This window comes from Micromonospora sp. CA-269861 (assembly GCF_050948505.1).
In the GTDB taxonomy this organism is placed as follows: domain Bacteria; phylum Actinomycetota; class Actinomycetes; order Mycobacteriales; family Micromonosporaceae; genus Micromonospora.
This window is the reverse complement of sequence record NZ_CP192014.1, coordinates 3,811,440-3,825,911: the sequence shown is the minus strand read 5'-3', so window position 1 is coordinate 3,825,911 and position 14,472 is coordinate 3,811,440. Positions and strand designations below refer to the sequence as shown.

General features: G+C 73.1%; 9 protein-coding genes. 8 read left to right on the top strand and 1 reads right to left on the bottom strand.

Translation table 11 applies throughout. The features are described from left to right. Positions 1 to 48: 48 nt before the first annotated feature. The 8 genes from ACQP0U_RS17730 (at position 49) to ACQP0U_RS17695 (ending at position 11,372) form a co-directional block, all read left to right on the top strand. Positions 49 to 1,320, top strand: coding sequence for a GDSL-type esterase/lipase family protein (locus tag ACQP0U_RS17730; RefSeq protein WP_433308394.1), 1,272 nt, complete (start codon positions 49 to 51; stop codon positions 1,318 to 1,320). A gap of 128 nt (positions 1,321 to 1,448) precedes the next feature. Then, positions 1,449 to 2,051 carry a dihydrofolate reductase family protein gene (locus ACQP0U_RS17725; protein ID WP_433308392.1) on the top strand — a complete coding sequence of 201 codons (603 nt, stop codon included), beginning with the start codon at positions 1,449 to 1,451 and terminating at the stop codon, positions 2,049 to 2,051. 132 nt (positions 2,052 to 2,183) lie between these two features. Beyond that, positions 2,184 to 3,566, top strand: a complete 1,383-nt coding sequence (locus ACQP0U_RS17720; protein WP_433308390.1) for a cellulase family glycosylhydrolase — start codon at positions 2,184 to 2,186, stop codon at positions 3,564 to 3,566. A gap of 203 nt (positions 3,567 to 3,769) precedes the next feature. Beyond that, positions 3,770 to 6,439 carry a glutamate--cysteine ligase gene (locus ACQP0U_RS17715; RefSeq protein ID WP_433308388.1) on the top strand — a complete coding sequence of 890 codons (2,670 nt, stop codon included), beginning with the start codon at positions 3,770 to 3,772 and terminating at the stop codon, positions 6,437 to 6,439. A gap of 98 nt (positions 6,440 to 6,537) precedes the next feature. After that, positions 6,538 to 8,316 (top strand): N-acetylglutaminylglutamine amidotransferase, encoded by a 1,779-nt coding sequence (locus tag ACQP0U_RS17710; RefSeq protein ID WP_433308386.1) that lies wholly within the window; start codon positions 6,538 to 6,540, stop codon positions 8,314 to 8,316. Continuing rightward, entirely contained in the window at positions 8,317 to 10,158 is a 1,842-nt protein-coding gene (locus ACQP0U_RS17705; RefSeq protein ID WP_433308384.1) for a prolyl oligopeptidase family serine peptidase, read from the top strand. It abuts the gene before it with no gap. A gap of 17 nt (positions 10,159 to 10,175) precedes the next feature. Beyond that, complete coding sequence (locus ACQP0U_RS17700; RefSeq protein ID WP_433308382.1) at positions 10,176 to 10,733, top strand: hypothetical protein; 558 nt, start codon at positions 10,176 to 10,178, stop codon at positions 10,731 to 10,733. A gap of 84 nt (positions 10,734 to 10,817) precedes the next feature. Next, positions 10,818 to 11,372 (top strand): dihydrofolate reductase family protein, encoded by a 555-nt coding sequence (locus tag ACQP0U_RS17695; protein WP_433308380.1) that lies wholly within the window; start codon positions 10,818 to 10,820, stop codon positions 11,370 to 11,372. 5 nt (positions 11,373 to 11,377) lie between these two features. On the opposite strand, the gene ACQP0U_RS17690 is transcribed toward ACQP0U_RS17695, so the two are convergent. After that, positions 11,378 to 14,419, bottom strand: coding sequence for a BTAD domain-containing putative transcriptional regulator (locus ACQP0U_RS17690; RefSeq protein WP_433308379.1), 3,042 nt, complete (start codon positions 14,417 to 14,419; stop codon positions 11,378 to 11,380). Between the last annotated feature and the right edge of the window lie 53 nt (positions 14,420 to 14,472).

The following is a 14,472-nucleotide window of genomic DNA, read 5'->3' as shown; positions in this document are numbered from 1 at the left end:
TGAGACACGACGCTTCGCACACCAGCCGTTTCCGAAGGGACACCTCCCATGTCGTCGTCGACAGGTCGCCTACTCCCCGTACTCACCGCCCTGTGCCTGCTGGCACCGGCCGCCCCCGCGAGCGCCACGACCACCGGGCGCGACAGCCCCGGCAGTTGGTCGACCGCCTGGTCGGCGGCGCACCACCACCCGGTGCCCGGCAATGACTGGGACGGCCCGAACTGGTCCGTCCCGGGCTTCGCCAACCAGTCGGTACGCCAGGTGGTCCGGGTCAGCGCCGCCGGTGCCCTGATCCGGATCCGACTCTCCAACCGGTACGGCAGTGAACCGCTGCGACTGACCGGTGCCACCATCGGTCGTCCCACCTCCGGAGCCGGGGTGCGGCCCGGCACCCTGCGTCCGGTCACCTTCGACCTCCGGCGGTCGACCACCGTGCCCATCGGCACCGAGACCACCTCCGACGCGGTGCTCCTGCCGGTACGGGCACTGGAGGCGTTGACGGTCACGCTGTACTTCGCCGGTCCCACCGGCCCGGCGACCTTCCACCAGGGCGGGCTGACCAGCACGTACCGCGCCACCGGCGATCACCGCTTCGATCACCGCGCTGCCGCGTTCAGCGGCGAGACCAGCCAGTCCTGGTACCACCTGGCCGGCGTGGAGGTTGCCGGGTCACCCCGAGCCCGGGGCACGGTGGTGACGTTCGGCGACTCACAGACCGACGGCTACGGTTCCACACCTGGCGCCGACAACCGTTACCCGGACCAGTTGGCCGAACACCTCGTCGCCGCCGGCCGCCCGCTGGCCGTCGCCAACGCCGGGATCAGCGGCAACAAGCTGCTCGCCGACTCACCGTGTTACGGCGAGCAGGGCGTGACGCGGTTCCGGCGCGACGCGCTCGGACTGCCGGGCGTACGCGTTGCGGTCGTCCTGATCGGCATCAACGACATCGGCGGCGGTGGCTACCCCGATTTCGGCTGCGGCGCCTCGCCCGTGGTGACCGCCGCCCAGCTCATCGACGGCCACCGGGCACTGATCCGGGCCGCCCGCGCCGACCGGGTGACCGTCATCGGTGTCACGATGCCGCCGATGAAGAACGCGGCCGGCTACGACACAGTGCAGAACGAGGCGCTCCGCGACGAGGTGAACCGATGGATCCGCGACGGTGGCGAGTACGACGCCGTCGTCGACCTGGACCGGATACTTGCCGATCCGACTGACGCGGACGCCCTGCGGCCCGCGTACGACCACGGCGACCACCTGCACCTCAACGACGCCGGGGCGACCGTCGCGGCTGCCGCCGTCGCCGCGCGGATCCGTTGAGAACACGCCGTCGGAAAAGTTTGGCGAACGTGTCGAGGACGGTCGCGCTGGCTTCGACCATGGGTTGAGGGCCGGGGACACCGGGTCCCGCCAACGAGCCGACACGGCACGGACCAAGGAGTGGATCGATGACGAAGGTGACGACCGGGGCGACCATGTCGTTGGACGGCTACATCGCGGACGCGTCCCACGGCGGCTTCGAGTACCTCTTCCAGTGGTACGAAAACGGCGACGTCGAGACGCCGACGGCCAACCCCGAGATGACCTTCCGGACGTCCGCCGCGAGTGCCCGGCACCTGCGGGCTCTCAACGAGCGGACCGGCGCGCTCGTCGTCGGCCGACGGCTCTTCGACATCACCAGCGGGTGGGGTGGTCGGCATCCGATGGACGTGCCCGTCGTGGTGGTCACGCACAACGTGCCGGAGGGCTGGGCACCCGAGAACGACTCCTTCGTCTTCGTCACCGACGGCATCGAGAGCGCCATCGCCCGGGCGAAGGCGATCGCCGGCGACAAGGAGGTCGGTGTCAACGGCGGCACCATCGCCGCCCAGGTCGTCGAGGCCGGTCTGCTCGACGAGGTGCACGTCGACCTCGTCCCGGTAGTGCTCGGTGCCGGCATCCCGCTCTTCGCGGACCTGAAGATCGCACCACTGCAGCTCGACGGCCCGTTCAGCGTCGTCGAGGGCGACGGCGTCACCCACCTGGCCTACCGGGTACGCCCAGCGGCCTGAACGCCTCGGGGGCCGGCCCGGCAGGGTCGGTCCCCGTTGCGCCCGCCTTGCTTGCATCGGCGTCGATCGATATTGTGCGCGGAGGCGCCGCCCCGCCTCAGACCACCACCGTCGATCCGAAGCGGGTTCCGCATGCGCACACTGAGACTTGTCACGACCCTGGCCGTCGCCGGCCTGCTCGCCGGTGGGGTGGCCCTGGTCGCCGCCACACCGGCCAGCGCGGCGACCGCGGTGTTCTCCGTGACGAACAACTGGGGCAATGGCTACCAGGGGCAGGTCACCGTCACCAACGACACCTCCGCACAGATCACCGGCTGGCGGGTCGAGTTCGACCTGCCGTCCTCCTCGACCGTCAGCCAGTCGTGGAACGCGCAGCAGACCACCTCGGGCAGCCACTACACCTTCGCCAACGTGTCCTGGAACGGCACCCTCGCCGCCGGCGCCTCGACGTCGTTCGGCTTCCTCGTCAACGGCTCCGGCACCCCGGTCAACTGCACGGTGAACGGCGCCGCCTGCGCCGGCGGCCCGCCCCCGACCACGCCGCCCCCGACCACGCCGCCCCCGACGACGCCGCCCCCGACCACGCCGCCGCCCACCACGCCGCCGCCGACCACCGGCACGCCGGTCGAGCGGTACGGGCAGCTACGGGTCTGCGGCACGACGATGTGCGACAGATCCGGGGCCCGGGTGCAGTTGCGGGGCATCAGCAGCATGTGGCTCAACTGGGAGACCGCCCCGTACGCCGAGAACCTCTCCGCGCTGCGCTGGATGCGGGACAACTGGAACCTCCAGGTGATCCGCGCGGCCATGGGAGTGGAGCCGGCCGGCGCGTACCTCAGCGACCCGAACAAGGCACGTGCGCAGGTGGAGACCATCATCAACAACGCGGTCACCGCCGGGGTGTACGTGATCGTCGACTGGCACGCGCACGAGGCGCAGAACAACCAGTCCCAGGCGGTGGCGTTCTTCGGTGACCTGGCCCGCCGGTACGGCAACCTGCCCAATGTCATCTGGGAGCCCTACAACGAGCCACTCCAGGTCAGCTGGACCAACGTCATCAAGCCGTACCACCAGGCCGTGGTGTCCGCGATCCGCGCCGCCGATCCGGACAACATCATCGTGCTCGGCACCCCGACCTGGTCACAGGACGTCGACGTCGCGGCGGCCAGCCCGGTCAGCGGCACCAACCTGATGTACACGCTGCACTTCTACTCGTGCACGCACGGGGCATCGCTGCGCGCCAAGGGTGACGCGGCGATCCGCGCGGGTCTGGCGCTGTTCGTCACGGAGTGGGGCGCCAGCAATGCCGACGGCGGCCTCGACGGCCGGGCCTGCCTGCCGGAGGCGCAGTCCTGGATCGACTGGATGAAGCAGAACGGCATCTCCTGGACTGCCTGGAAGCTCGACGTCGGCACCGACACCACCAACCTGCTCAGCCCGGGAGCGCCGGTGACCGGCGGGTGGACCAACTACCTGCACGGCCATGCGCCGTTCGTGGTGACGAATATGAGGTGACCCCGGCCCCGACCTCGGCGGGGCGGACGCGTCGGTGGCCGGTAGGGGTGGTGGCGAAGGCCCGTCGAGTACCGGGCTGCACGTCGCTGAGCAGCCCGGACAGAACGGGCGCGTCACCTTAACGCGCCGGAAACACCCCCGGTACCAACCCTGGGAACGCTCGTCGGACAGTCGAGACCACCGACACGCGAACCGGGGTGACCATGGCCGACAACACCACGAACGCGCCGACGTACGACGGGCCGGTGGGCCGGTCCGGCAACGGCCGGACGCTGCCCACCCCTCGTACGAACCCGGTCCTGTCGCTGGACGACGGCGACCCGGCGGACCTGGCCACGATCGGGGTCGAGGAGGAGTTCCACGTCGTCGACCTGCACACCCGGGAGTTGGTGCCCCGCGCCGGGGAGTTGCTCGACCGCCTGCCGGCGACGTCGTTCACCGCCGAACTGCACCGCAGCGTGGTGGAGACCAACACCGCGGTCTGCCGCACCCTGGACGAGATCCGCGCCGAGCTGACCGGGCTGCGTCAGGCCGCCGTCCAGGTCGCCGACCGGGCCGGGCTGGGCATCGTGGCGGCCGGTACGGTGCCGCTGCGCGCCGACGGCGACCCGAGCGTCACTCCGACCTCCCGCTACCGGCGGATGCTCGACGAGTACCAGATGCTCGCCCGGGAGCAGCTGATCTGCGGAGCGCAGGTGCACGTCGGCGTCTCCGACCGGGACCTGGCGGTGGCGGTCACCCGCCGGGTCCAGCCGTGGCTGCCGGTGCTGCTCGCCCTCTCCACCAGTTCGCCGTACTGGATGGGTCAGGACAGCGGCTACGCCAGCGTCCGGTCGTTGGTCTGGCAACGCTGGCCCACGGCCGGTGACCCGGGCGAGGTGACCAGCGCCGCGGACCACGAGGCGCTGGTCGCCGAGCTGATCTCCTCCGAGACCATCACCGACCCCGCCATGATCTACTTCGACGTCCGGCCGTCGGCGCACGTGCCCACAGTGGAGCTGCGGATCACCGACGCCAACGCCGACGTGGAGACCATCGTCCTGCTGACCGGCCTGTTCCGGGCGCTCGTCCGGCGGGAGGTCGCCGCCCTGCGCGCCGGGGTGGAGCGCACGGCCGTCCGACCACCGGTGCTGCGCGCCGCCGTGTGGCGGGCGGCCCGCTCCGGGCTGGAAGGTGACCTGCTCGACCTGCCCCGGTCGGCCCGACCGGTGCCGGCCGCCCAGGCCGTCCGCCGCCTGGTGACCGACCTGCGCCCGCAGTTGGAGGCGACCGGGGACTGGGAGCAGGTGAGCGAGCTGACCCGGTACACGCTGGAGCACGGCAGCTCCGCGGCGCGGCAGCGGCGGGCGTACGAGCGACGTGGCCGGTTGGCCGACGTGGTCGACCTGCTGCTCGACGAGACCCGGGGCCGGGTTCGAGGGCCGCTGCCGGGTGCGCCGACACCGCCGGCCCTGCCCACGTACGCGGACGCCGGCGACGAGGTCTTCGGACCGGCCGGACCACAGCCGGCGTACGCCCCGATGCTCGCGGCCCTGCGCCAGCTCGGCGCCGGCGCCCTGCGTCAACGCGAGCACGACCGGGACGAGGAACAGCGGGCCCGGGGGGTGACGTTCAGCGTGGCCGGCGAGGCGAGCACCCGGCTCTTCCCGGTCGACCTGGTGCCCCGGGTGGTACCCGCCGCCGACTGGCGGACCCTGCGTGCCGGCCTGGTGCAACGCGCCCGTGCCCTCGACGCGTTCCTGCGCGACGTCTACGCCGACCGGGCCGTGGTGGCCGACGGTGTGGTGCCCGCGTGGGTGGTGGAGTCCTCACCCGGGCTGCGCCCGACCGGTGCGTTGATGGGCCGGCGGGGCACCCGCGCCCAGGTGTCCGGCACCGACCTGGTCCGCGATCCGGACGGCGGCTGGTACGTGCTGGAGGACAACCTGCGGGTGCCCTCCGGGATCGGCTACGCGGTGCAGAACCGTCGGCTGACCCGGGCGGTGTTGCCGGAGCTGCCGGTGCCGGAGGATCTGCTTCCCGCCGACGAGACGCCGGCGATGCTGTACCGGGCGTTGGTCGCCGCCGCGCCCGCAGCCGCCGACGACCCCGCCGTGGTGGTGCTCAGCAGCGGCCCCGGTGATCCGGCGTGGTTCGAGCATCGGCTGCTCGCCGACGAGATGGGTGTGCCGCTGACCGAAACCAGCGACCTGCTGGTGGAGGAGGGCCGGGTCCGGCTGGTCCGCGAGGGCTGCCGCCGCGAGGTGGACGTGATCTACCTGCGGATGGACGAGGAGGCGCTGCTGCACGCCCCGGGCGCGGACGGGGTGCCGTTGGGGTGGCCGCTACTGGCCGCGGTGCACGCCGGGCGGCTCACGCTGGCCAACGCGCTGGGCAACGGTGTCGGTGACGACAAGGCGCTGTACGCGTACGTGCCCCGGCTGATCGAGTACTACCTGGGCGAGAAGTCACTGCTGGGGGACGTGCCGACGTACCTGTGTGGGCTGCCCGAGCAGCGGGCCGAGGTGCTGGGCCGCCTCGACGAGCTGGTGCTCAAGCCGGTCGACGGGTACGGCGGTGACCGGGTGGTGATCGGCCCCCGGGCCGAGGCGGAGGAGCTGGACGCCGTCCGGGAGCAGATCCTCGCGGCCCCGCACCGGTGGATCGCCCAGGAGATGATCGCGCTGACCACCCACCCGGTCTTCGACGGCACGGCGCTCGCTCCCCGCCACGTCGACCTGCGGGCGTTCGTGTTCCTCGGCGACACCGCCGAGGTCGCGCCGGTGGCGCTGACCCGGGTGGCGCCGGCCGGCAGCATGATCGTCAACTCGTCGCGAGGTGGCGGGTCGAAGGACACCTGGCTGCTCGGCGGAGCCGACGAACCGTCGGCGTAACCCACGCTTGACCCACACGTCATCGGGACGCAACCCGGCCCGCCAAGCCTGGACCGGTCAGCGGCCCCAGCGGATCCAGCCGATGAGAGGTGCGTGCCATGTGCGGTATCGGAGGCGAGTTCCGCCTCGACGGGGCACCACCGGATCTGGCCGCCGTCGAGCGGATGCTCCCCGACCTGAGCCCCAGGGGTCCGGACGGTGAGGGCCGGTGGCAGCAGGGGCCGGTGGCCCTGGTGCACCGCCGGCTGCGCATCATCGACCTGTCCGACGCCGGCGCCCAGCCGATGGTCGACCCCGAGCTGGGTCTGGCAATGGTCTTCAACGGCTGCATCTACAACTACCGGGAGTTGCGCGACGAGCTGACCGCCGCCGGTTACTCCTTCCGGTCCACCTCGGACACCGAGGTGATTCTCAAGGCGTACCACCGCTGGGGGACGGCCTGCGTCGAGCGGTTCTACGGGATGTTCGCGTTCGCCCTGGTCGAGCTGGCCACGCACACCCTGGTGCTGGCCCGGGACCGGCTCGGCATCAAACCGCTCTACCTGGCCGAGGGGCCGGGTCGGGTCCGTTTCGCCTCGACCCTGCCGGCGTTGCTCGCCGCCGGTGACGTGGACACCGACCTCGACCCGGTGGCGCTGCACCACTACATGAGCTTCCACTCGGTGGTGCCGCCGCCGCGCACGATCCTCGCCGGGGTCCGCAAGCTGCCCCCGGCCACCGTGCGGGTGGTCACCGCGGACGGCCGGAGCACCGACACCACCTACTGGCGGCCGGACTTCAACCGGGCCGCCGCCCCGGCCATGTCCGCCGACGAGTGGCAGGAACGGCTCATGGCGGCGTTGCGCACCGCCGTACGCCGGCGGATGGTCGCCGACGTGCCGGTCGGTGTGCTGCTCTCCGGCGGTCTCGACTCCAGCCTGATCGTCGCCCTGCTGGCCGAACAGGGCCAGACCGGGCTGGCCACCTTCAGCATCGGCTTCGAGGCGGCGGCGGGGGAGAGCGGCGACGAGTTCCACTACTCCGACCTGATGGCCCGCCACTTCGACACCGACCACCAGCAGATCCGCATCGGGGCCGAGCGGTTCGTCCCCGCCGTGCACCAGGCCATCGCGGCGATGAGCGAGCCGATGGTCAGCCACGACTGCGTCGCGTTCCACCTGCTCTCCGAGGAGGTCTCGCAGCGGATCACTGTGGTGCAGTCCGGGCAGGGCGCCGACGAGATCCTGGCCGGCTACGACTGGTACCCGCCGATGGCCAACGTGGCCCGCGCCGACGCCGTCGAGGCGTACGCCCGGGTGTTCTTCGATCGTCGCCACGACGCGCTCGGCGGGCACCTCGCGCCCGAGTGGATGCTCGACCACGACGCCAGCCTGGAGTTCGTCGCCGCGCACTTCGGCGCGCCCGGCGCGGACACCGCGCTGGACGCGGCGCTGCGTCTGGACAGCCTGGTGATGCTCGTCGACGACCCGGTAAAGCGGGTCGACAACATGACGATGGCCTGGGGGTTGGAGGCGCGCGTGCCGTTCCTCGACCACGAGGTGGTCGAGCTGGCCGCCGCCTGCCCACCCGCCATGAAGCTGGCGCAGGGCGGCAAGGGCGTGCTGAAGGCGGCGAGCCGGGGCATCGTCCCGGACGAGGTGATCGACCGGCCCAAGGGCTACTTCCCGGTGCCCGCCATCCGGCACCTCTCCGGCCCACTGCTCGACGACGTGCGGGATGCGCTGACCGCCCGACCGGCGCGCGAGCGGGGTCTGTTCCGCAAGGACTACCTGGAGGAGTTGCTGGACGCGCCGAACGCCCGGCGGACCACGCTGGGCTCCAACGCGCTCTGGCAGTTCGGGCTGCTGGAGCTCTGGTTGCAGCGGATCGGGGTTTAGATGAGCGTACGGACCGAGGCGCCGCGCACCACCCGGCGGGCCCGACCGGCGAGCCACCGGCCGTCGCCGCCGGCACCCGCCGGCGAGGACTTCGCCCCCGCGCCGTCCCCCGACGGCCGTCGGGTGGCGTTCCTCTCCGACCGGGCTGGAACGCCAGGCGTCTGGGTCGCCGAGGTCGGCGGGGGTGCGCCCGTCGCGCTGCCCGTGGGAGACGAGCCGGTCCTCGCGCTGAGCTGGTCACCGGACGGCCAGTGGCTGGCCTGCGTCGTCGCCCCCGGTGGCGCGCCGCGCACCGAACTGTGGGTGCTGCGCCCGGACGGTACGCGGCGCCACCAGGTCGCCGGGTTCGGCCGCCGCAGCGCCGCGTTGGCCGGTTGGTTGCCCGACGGCGCGCTGATGGCGGTCACCGAGACCGACGAGCACGGCCAGGCCCTCCTGGTCGACGCGGGCACCGGGCACCGGCGGGTGCTCGCCCAGGGCGACCTGCTCACCCTCCTGGACGTCACCCCGGACGCCGGGGTGGCGCTGCTGCGTCGCGGCCCGCGCAACGCCCGCTGGCTGGAGCTGCTCGACGTGGCGACAGGCGTACGGCGGCGGCTGCTCCCGGACACCGGGCGGGGCAGCACCGACCAGGGCTGGTTCGGCCCGGACGGCACCAGCGTGCTGGCCCGCACCGACGCGTACTCCGAGCTCGCCGCGCTGGTGCGGGTCGACCTGACCCGACCGGAGCAGCCGCCGACCCGGCTCGCCGGGCGGCCGGACGCCGAGCTGGAGCACGTCACGCCGAGCGCGGACGGGCAGCGCGGCGCGCTGCTGTGGAACACCTACGGCGGGCGCAGCGAGCTGAGCCTGCTCGACTTCGACAGCGGTGTGCAGCGGGCCGTCACCGCCCCCGGCGAGGTGCTCGGCGACGCCGTCTTCGCCGCCGACGGTGGTCTGCTCTGCCTCACCGCCCAGGGGCCGGTGCAGCCCCGGGAGGTGTGGCTGGTCGACCCGTCGACCGGGGCGCCGCGCCCGCTGCGCTCGGACGCCGCCCCGCGTACCGACGACGCCGGTGTGGCGCCGCAACTTGTCGACCTGCGTGCCCGTGACGGGCTGCCACTGTCCGGCTGGCTCTACCGCCCGGCCGGGCCGGGCCCCTGGCCGACCGCGATCAGCCTGCACGGTGGCCCGGAGGCGCAGGAGCGTCCCGGCTACAACCCGCTGTTCCAGGCCCTCGTGGCGCAGGGCGTCGCGGTCTTCGCGCCCAACGTCCGGGGGTCGTCCGGGTTCGGCCGTACCTTCGTCGCCGCCGACAACCTCGCCGGCCGGTACGGTGCGATCGCCGACGTGGCGGCCTGCGCCGACTTCCTCGTCGACGCTGGCATCGCCCGGCCCGGTCAGCTCGGCTGTCTGGGCCGCTCCTACGGCGGTTACCTGGTCCTCGCGGTCCTGGTGAACTTCCCCGGGCTGTTCGCCGCCGGGGTCGCCGAGTGCGGCATCTCCGACTTCCGGACCTTCTACGCCGGCACCGAGCCGTGGATCGCCGCCGCCGCCGTCAGCAAGTACGGCGACCCGCACCGGGACGCCGACCTGCTGCGCGACCTCTCCCCGCTGACCCACATCGACCGGCTGGACGTACCGGTGCTGCTGATCCACGGCGCCAACGACACGAACGTGCCGGCGGGCGAGTCGGCGCAGGTCGCCGAGGCCCTCGCCGCCCGGGGCGTGCCGCACGGGCACCTGGTGCTCGACGGGGAGGGGCACGACTTTCTGACACGGGCCAACGCCGAGGCGGCCCGGACGGCCACCACCGCCTGGCTGACCCGGCACCTCGCCGCCACCGCGACCGTCGTCGGCTGAGGCGTTATCCTGCGCCGGTGGAGGTCGCGGCGCAGGACGAGCGGTTGGCCGCGGACCTGGGTCGCTGGCTGGCCGAGGTGACCTTCGTCGACCTGGACACCGACGAGGTCACCGCGCGGTTGATCGACTCGGTGGTGCGCTGGGCCGAGGCCCGGGGCTGGCGGGTCTACCGACGCGCGCCCAGCGTGCTGCCGTTGCCGCCGCCGCTGGAGCAGCGGCACTCGGTTCTCGACGTGGCGTGTGCCCGCCCCGACGGTCCGCCCGTCGTGGTGGAGGTCGACCACACCGACCGGGCCCGTACGGTGCAGAAGCTGCGCGCGGAGGCGGACGCCGGCCGGATCCCGATCTGGGTGCGCTGGGGCGTCGGGCGTTTCACCGCGCCGCCACCGCCGGTGCGGATGGTGACCGTCGAGGTGACCAGGCGGGCCGGGCCGGCCGGGCGCGGGCGTCTGCACAGCCGTGGCGGTGACCGGCCCGCCCCGGCCCACTCGACCGGCGGCGGCACGGTGACCCCGCAGGCGCTGCCGATTCCCTTGACCGACCCGGCGCCCGGGCCCCGCCGGGGACACGGGTAAGGGCACCTGAAGGAAATCGTAAGCGGGGGCCGGCAGAGTTCTGGGTGTCACCGGAGAGCACCACCGAACAACCAGGAGATCGCGATGCGCAAGCTCGTCAACTCGACCTACATCACCCTCGACGGCGTCATCGACAACCCGATGTGGACCATGCCGTACTTCGACGAGGAGGCCGCCAGCCTCGCCGGTGCCCAGACGGAGGAGGCCGACGCGATGCTGATGGGCCGGGCCACCTACGACGGCATGTCCGCCGCCTGGCCGACCAGGGACGAGAGCGACCCGACCACGGGCGCCGCGTACTTCAACAACGTCAAGAAGTACGTCGCCTCGACGACCCTGACCAACCCCACCTGGAACAACACGGAGGTGCTCCAGGGCGATCTGGTCGAGGCGGTCACCGCGCTCAAGGCCCAGGAGGGCAAGAACATCATCCAGTACGGTTTCGGCTCGGTCACCGCCGAGCTGATCCGCGCGGGGCTGGTGGACGAGGTCCGGTTCTGGATCCACCCCGTGCTGGAGGGCGGCCCCAGCCTCACCGCGCCGCTGACCGACGTCAAGGGGTCGTTCGACCTGATCGACACCCGGGTGCACAAGAGCGGCGTGATCGTCGCCTCGTACCGGCCGAAGACGACGGCCTGACCAGATCAGAGCTGGGCCCGGGCCTCACTCGGGCTCAGCTTCGCGCCCTCGGCGAGCAGCGCGTCGAAGCGCTCCGGCCCGAGCTCGGCCCGCAGTCGTTCGGTCACCCGGTCGGTGTCGTCGCGTTCGGCGGGTGCGGCAGGGGACCGCGTGGCGAGCCGGGCGGCGGCCGCCGCGCCCAGCAGCCGGGCGGCGACCTCGGGGGAGCGCACCGCCGCCGCCATCCCCTCCAGGGGGCCGACCGCGTCGCGCATCGTCGCCATCGCCTCGGCGGCCTCGAACGCCTCGATGTGCAGGGCCAACGCGGCGTCCGGGTCGCCACCCAACTCGACCGCGTAGCCCAGCTCCACCAGGATCATCGGCAGGTAGAGCGCCTGTTGACTCTCTCCCCGGCCCAGGTCGGCGAGGCGGCTGAGGTGGGTGACAGCCAGGTCGAGCTTGCCGTCGCGGCGGGCGGCCAGTCCAAGGCTCATCTCCGCGAAGATCACCGCCCCGGGCGAGCCCTGCTCCACCGCCAGGTCGTACGCGCGTTCGGCCAGTTCCCGACCCTGGGCGTAGTCGCGGGTCTGCACGGCGAGCCAGGCCAGCCAGGACAGCTCGGCGCAGACCTGCGGCCACAGCGCCAACTCCTCGGCCCAGCGCAAACCCTCCCGGTGCAGCGCGGCGGCACGCTCGTGCTCGCCGCGCATGTCGGCCAGCCCACCCACCCACTCGGTCGCCCGGAGCCGACCCCACCTGTCGCCGAGGTCGGCGAAGAGCGCGGCGCTGCGGGTCGCGGTGCGCTCCAGGGTGGTCTGGTCACCGTTGGCGTGGGCGATGTGGGCCAGGGAGGTGAGCACCGCGGCCTCGGTCCACCGGTCGGCCGGGGTGGTGGGCAGCAGCTCCGACACCAGGGCCAGGTCGCCGTGTTCGATCATGGCGTTGGCCGCGAACCACGCGGCGTGGCTGTCCGGGTCGGCGGCGATCGCGGTGCGTACGTCGTCGGGTGCGATCACCTCGCCCTGCGACAGGGCGAAACCGACCCGCCAGGGGGCCGCGCGGACCTCCTGTTCCGGATCACCGGGCAGGGCCAGCGCCCGCCGTGCCTCGGTGAGTCGGCCGCGCAGAAACCAGTACCAGCTCAGCGCGACCGCCAGGCGCAGCCCGCCGCCGTGCATCAGCGCCGACCGCAGGTTCGCCAGCTCGGTGTCGAGCAGCGTCAACCAACGCTGCTGGTCGGCCCCGCGCAGCCCGGGGTCGGCGCGCTCGGCCAGCTCGGTGTAGTAGGCGGCGTGCCGTGCGCGCACCTCGTCGGCGTCGGTCAGGCGTTCCAGGCAGAACGCGGCCACCGATTCGAGCAGCCGGTAGCGGGGGGCCGCGCCCGAGTCGTCGAGCACCACGAGCGACCGGTCCACCAGCCGGGCGAGGGCGTCCAGGTCGGTCTGGCAGACGTGTTCGGCGGCCTGCGGGGTGCACCCGTCCGGGAACACCGCCAGTTGGGCGAGCACCACCCGGTCGGGCTCGTCGAGGAGGTCCCAGCTCCAGCCGATCACCGCGGTGAGCGTCCGCTGCCGGGGCGGCACGTCCCGCTGCGCGGTGGTGAGCAGCCGGAACCTGTCGTCGAGCCGGTCCACCACCCCGCGTACGCCCAGCGCGCGGACCCGGGTCGCGGCCAGCTCCAGCGCCAGCGGCAGGCCGTCGAGGCGGCGGCAGAGCTGCGCCACCGCGGTCGCGGTCTGCTGGTCGAGGTGGAAACCGCGCTGCTGCGCGGCGGCGCGGGCGACGAACAGCCGGGCCGCCGCCGAGCGCCGGACCGCGTCCAGGTCACCGTCGTCCGGCACCGGCAGTGGGGGTACCTCCCAGAGCAGCTCACCGGTCAGCCCGAGTGGCTCCCTGCTGGTGGCGAGCACGCACACCCCGGGCACGTCGCGCAGCAGCCGGGCGACCAGCTCGGCGACCGGTTCGATGACGTGTTCGCAGTTGTCCAGCACGAGCAGCAGCTGCCGGTGCCGCAGGGCCGTGACCACCCGGTCGGCGGGGGACAGGGTCAGGCCGGCGGCCTCGTGGGCGCCCAGAGCGCCGAGCACCTGTTCGGCGACGCGTGCGTCACCGGCCGGGAGCGGGGCCAGCTCCACCAGCTGGACGCCGTCCGGATAGGACGCCGCGCGGGCTGTCTCGGTGGCCAGTCGGGTCTTGCCGACGCCACCGGGCCCGACGAGCGTGACCAGCCGCTGCCGGGGCAGCAGCGCCCGCAGTTCGGCCAGCGCCTCGCCCCGCCCGATCAACTCGTCGAGCGGGGCCGGCAGGCTGCTCCGGATGATCACGGCCTTCGGCGGGGCGCTCAGGTCGGCGTCCTGTTCGAGGATCCTGCGGTGCAGGGCGACCAGCTCCGGACCGGGGTCGAGGCCCAGCTCCTCGGCGAGCCGGCCCCGCAGCTCGGCGTAGCTGTCCAACGCCTCGGACTGGCGGCCGGCCGCGTACAACGCGCGCAACTGCACAGCCCGCAGGCCCTCGCGCAGTGGATGCCGGGCCACCAGCTCGGCCAGGTCGGCGGCCACCAGGTCGTGCTCACCCCGAGCCAGCCGGGCCTGCGCCAACCGCTCCTGGACGACGAGGCGCTGTTCGGCGAGTCGTCCCGCCTCGGCGCGCACGAACTCGGCGTCGGCCACGTCGGCGTACGCCTCGCCACGCCACAACGCGAGAGCCTCGGTCAGCGGCTCGACGTCGGCACTGCGGGCCAGCTCGTCGAAGCGGCCGACGTCGACCGTGTCGACCCGCAGCAGGTAGCCGGGTGGCCGGGACTCGACCAGCTCGCGGGCGCCGGGCTCGGCATCGTTGAGCGCCTTGCGTAGCTGCGACACCCGCACCTGGAGGGCGCCGGCCGGGTTGGCGGGGGCGTCGTCACCCCACAGGTCGTCGATGAGGCGGTCCGCCGAGACCACCCGGTTGCGGTTGGCCAACAGGTCGGCCAGCAATGCCCGTACCTTCGTGCCGGGCACCACCACCGGCTCGCCGGCGTCGGTGGTCACGGCGAGCGGCCCGAGCACCCCGAACTGCACGGCGGTCATCCTAGTCGCGCGGCTCCGACCCGAGGCCGACCCGGAGCGTGTCCGCCGGTCGC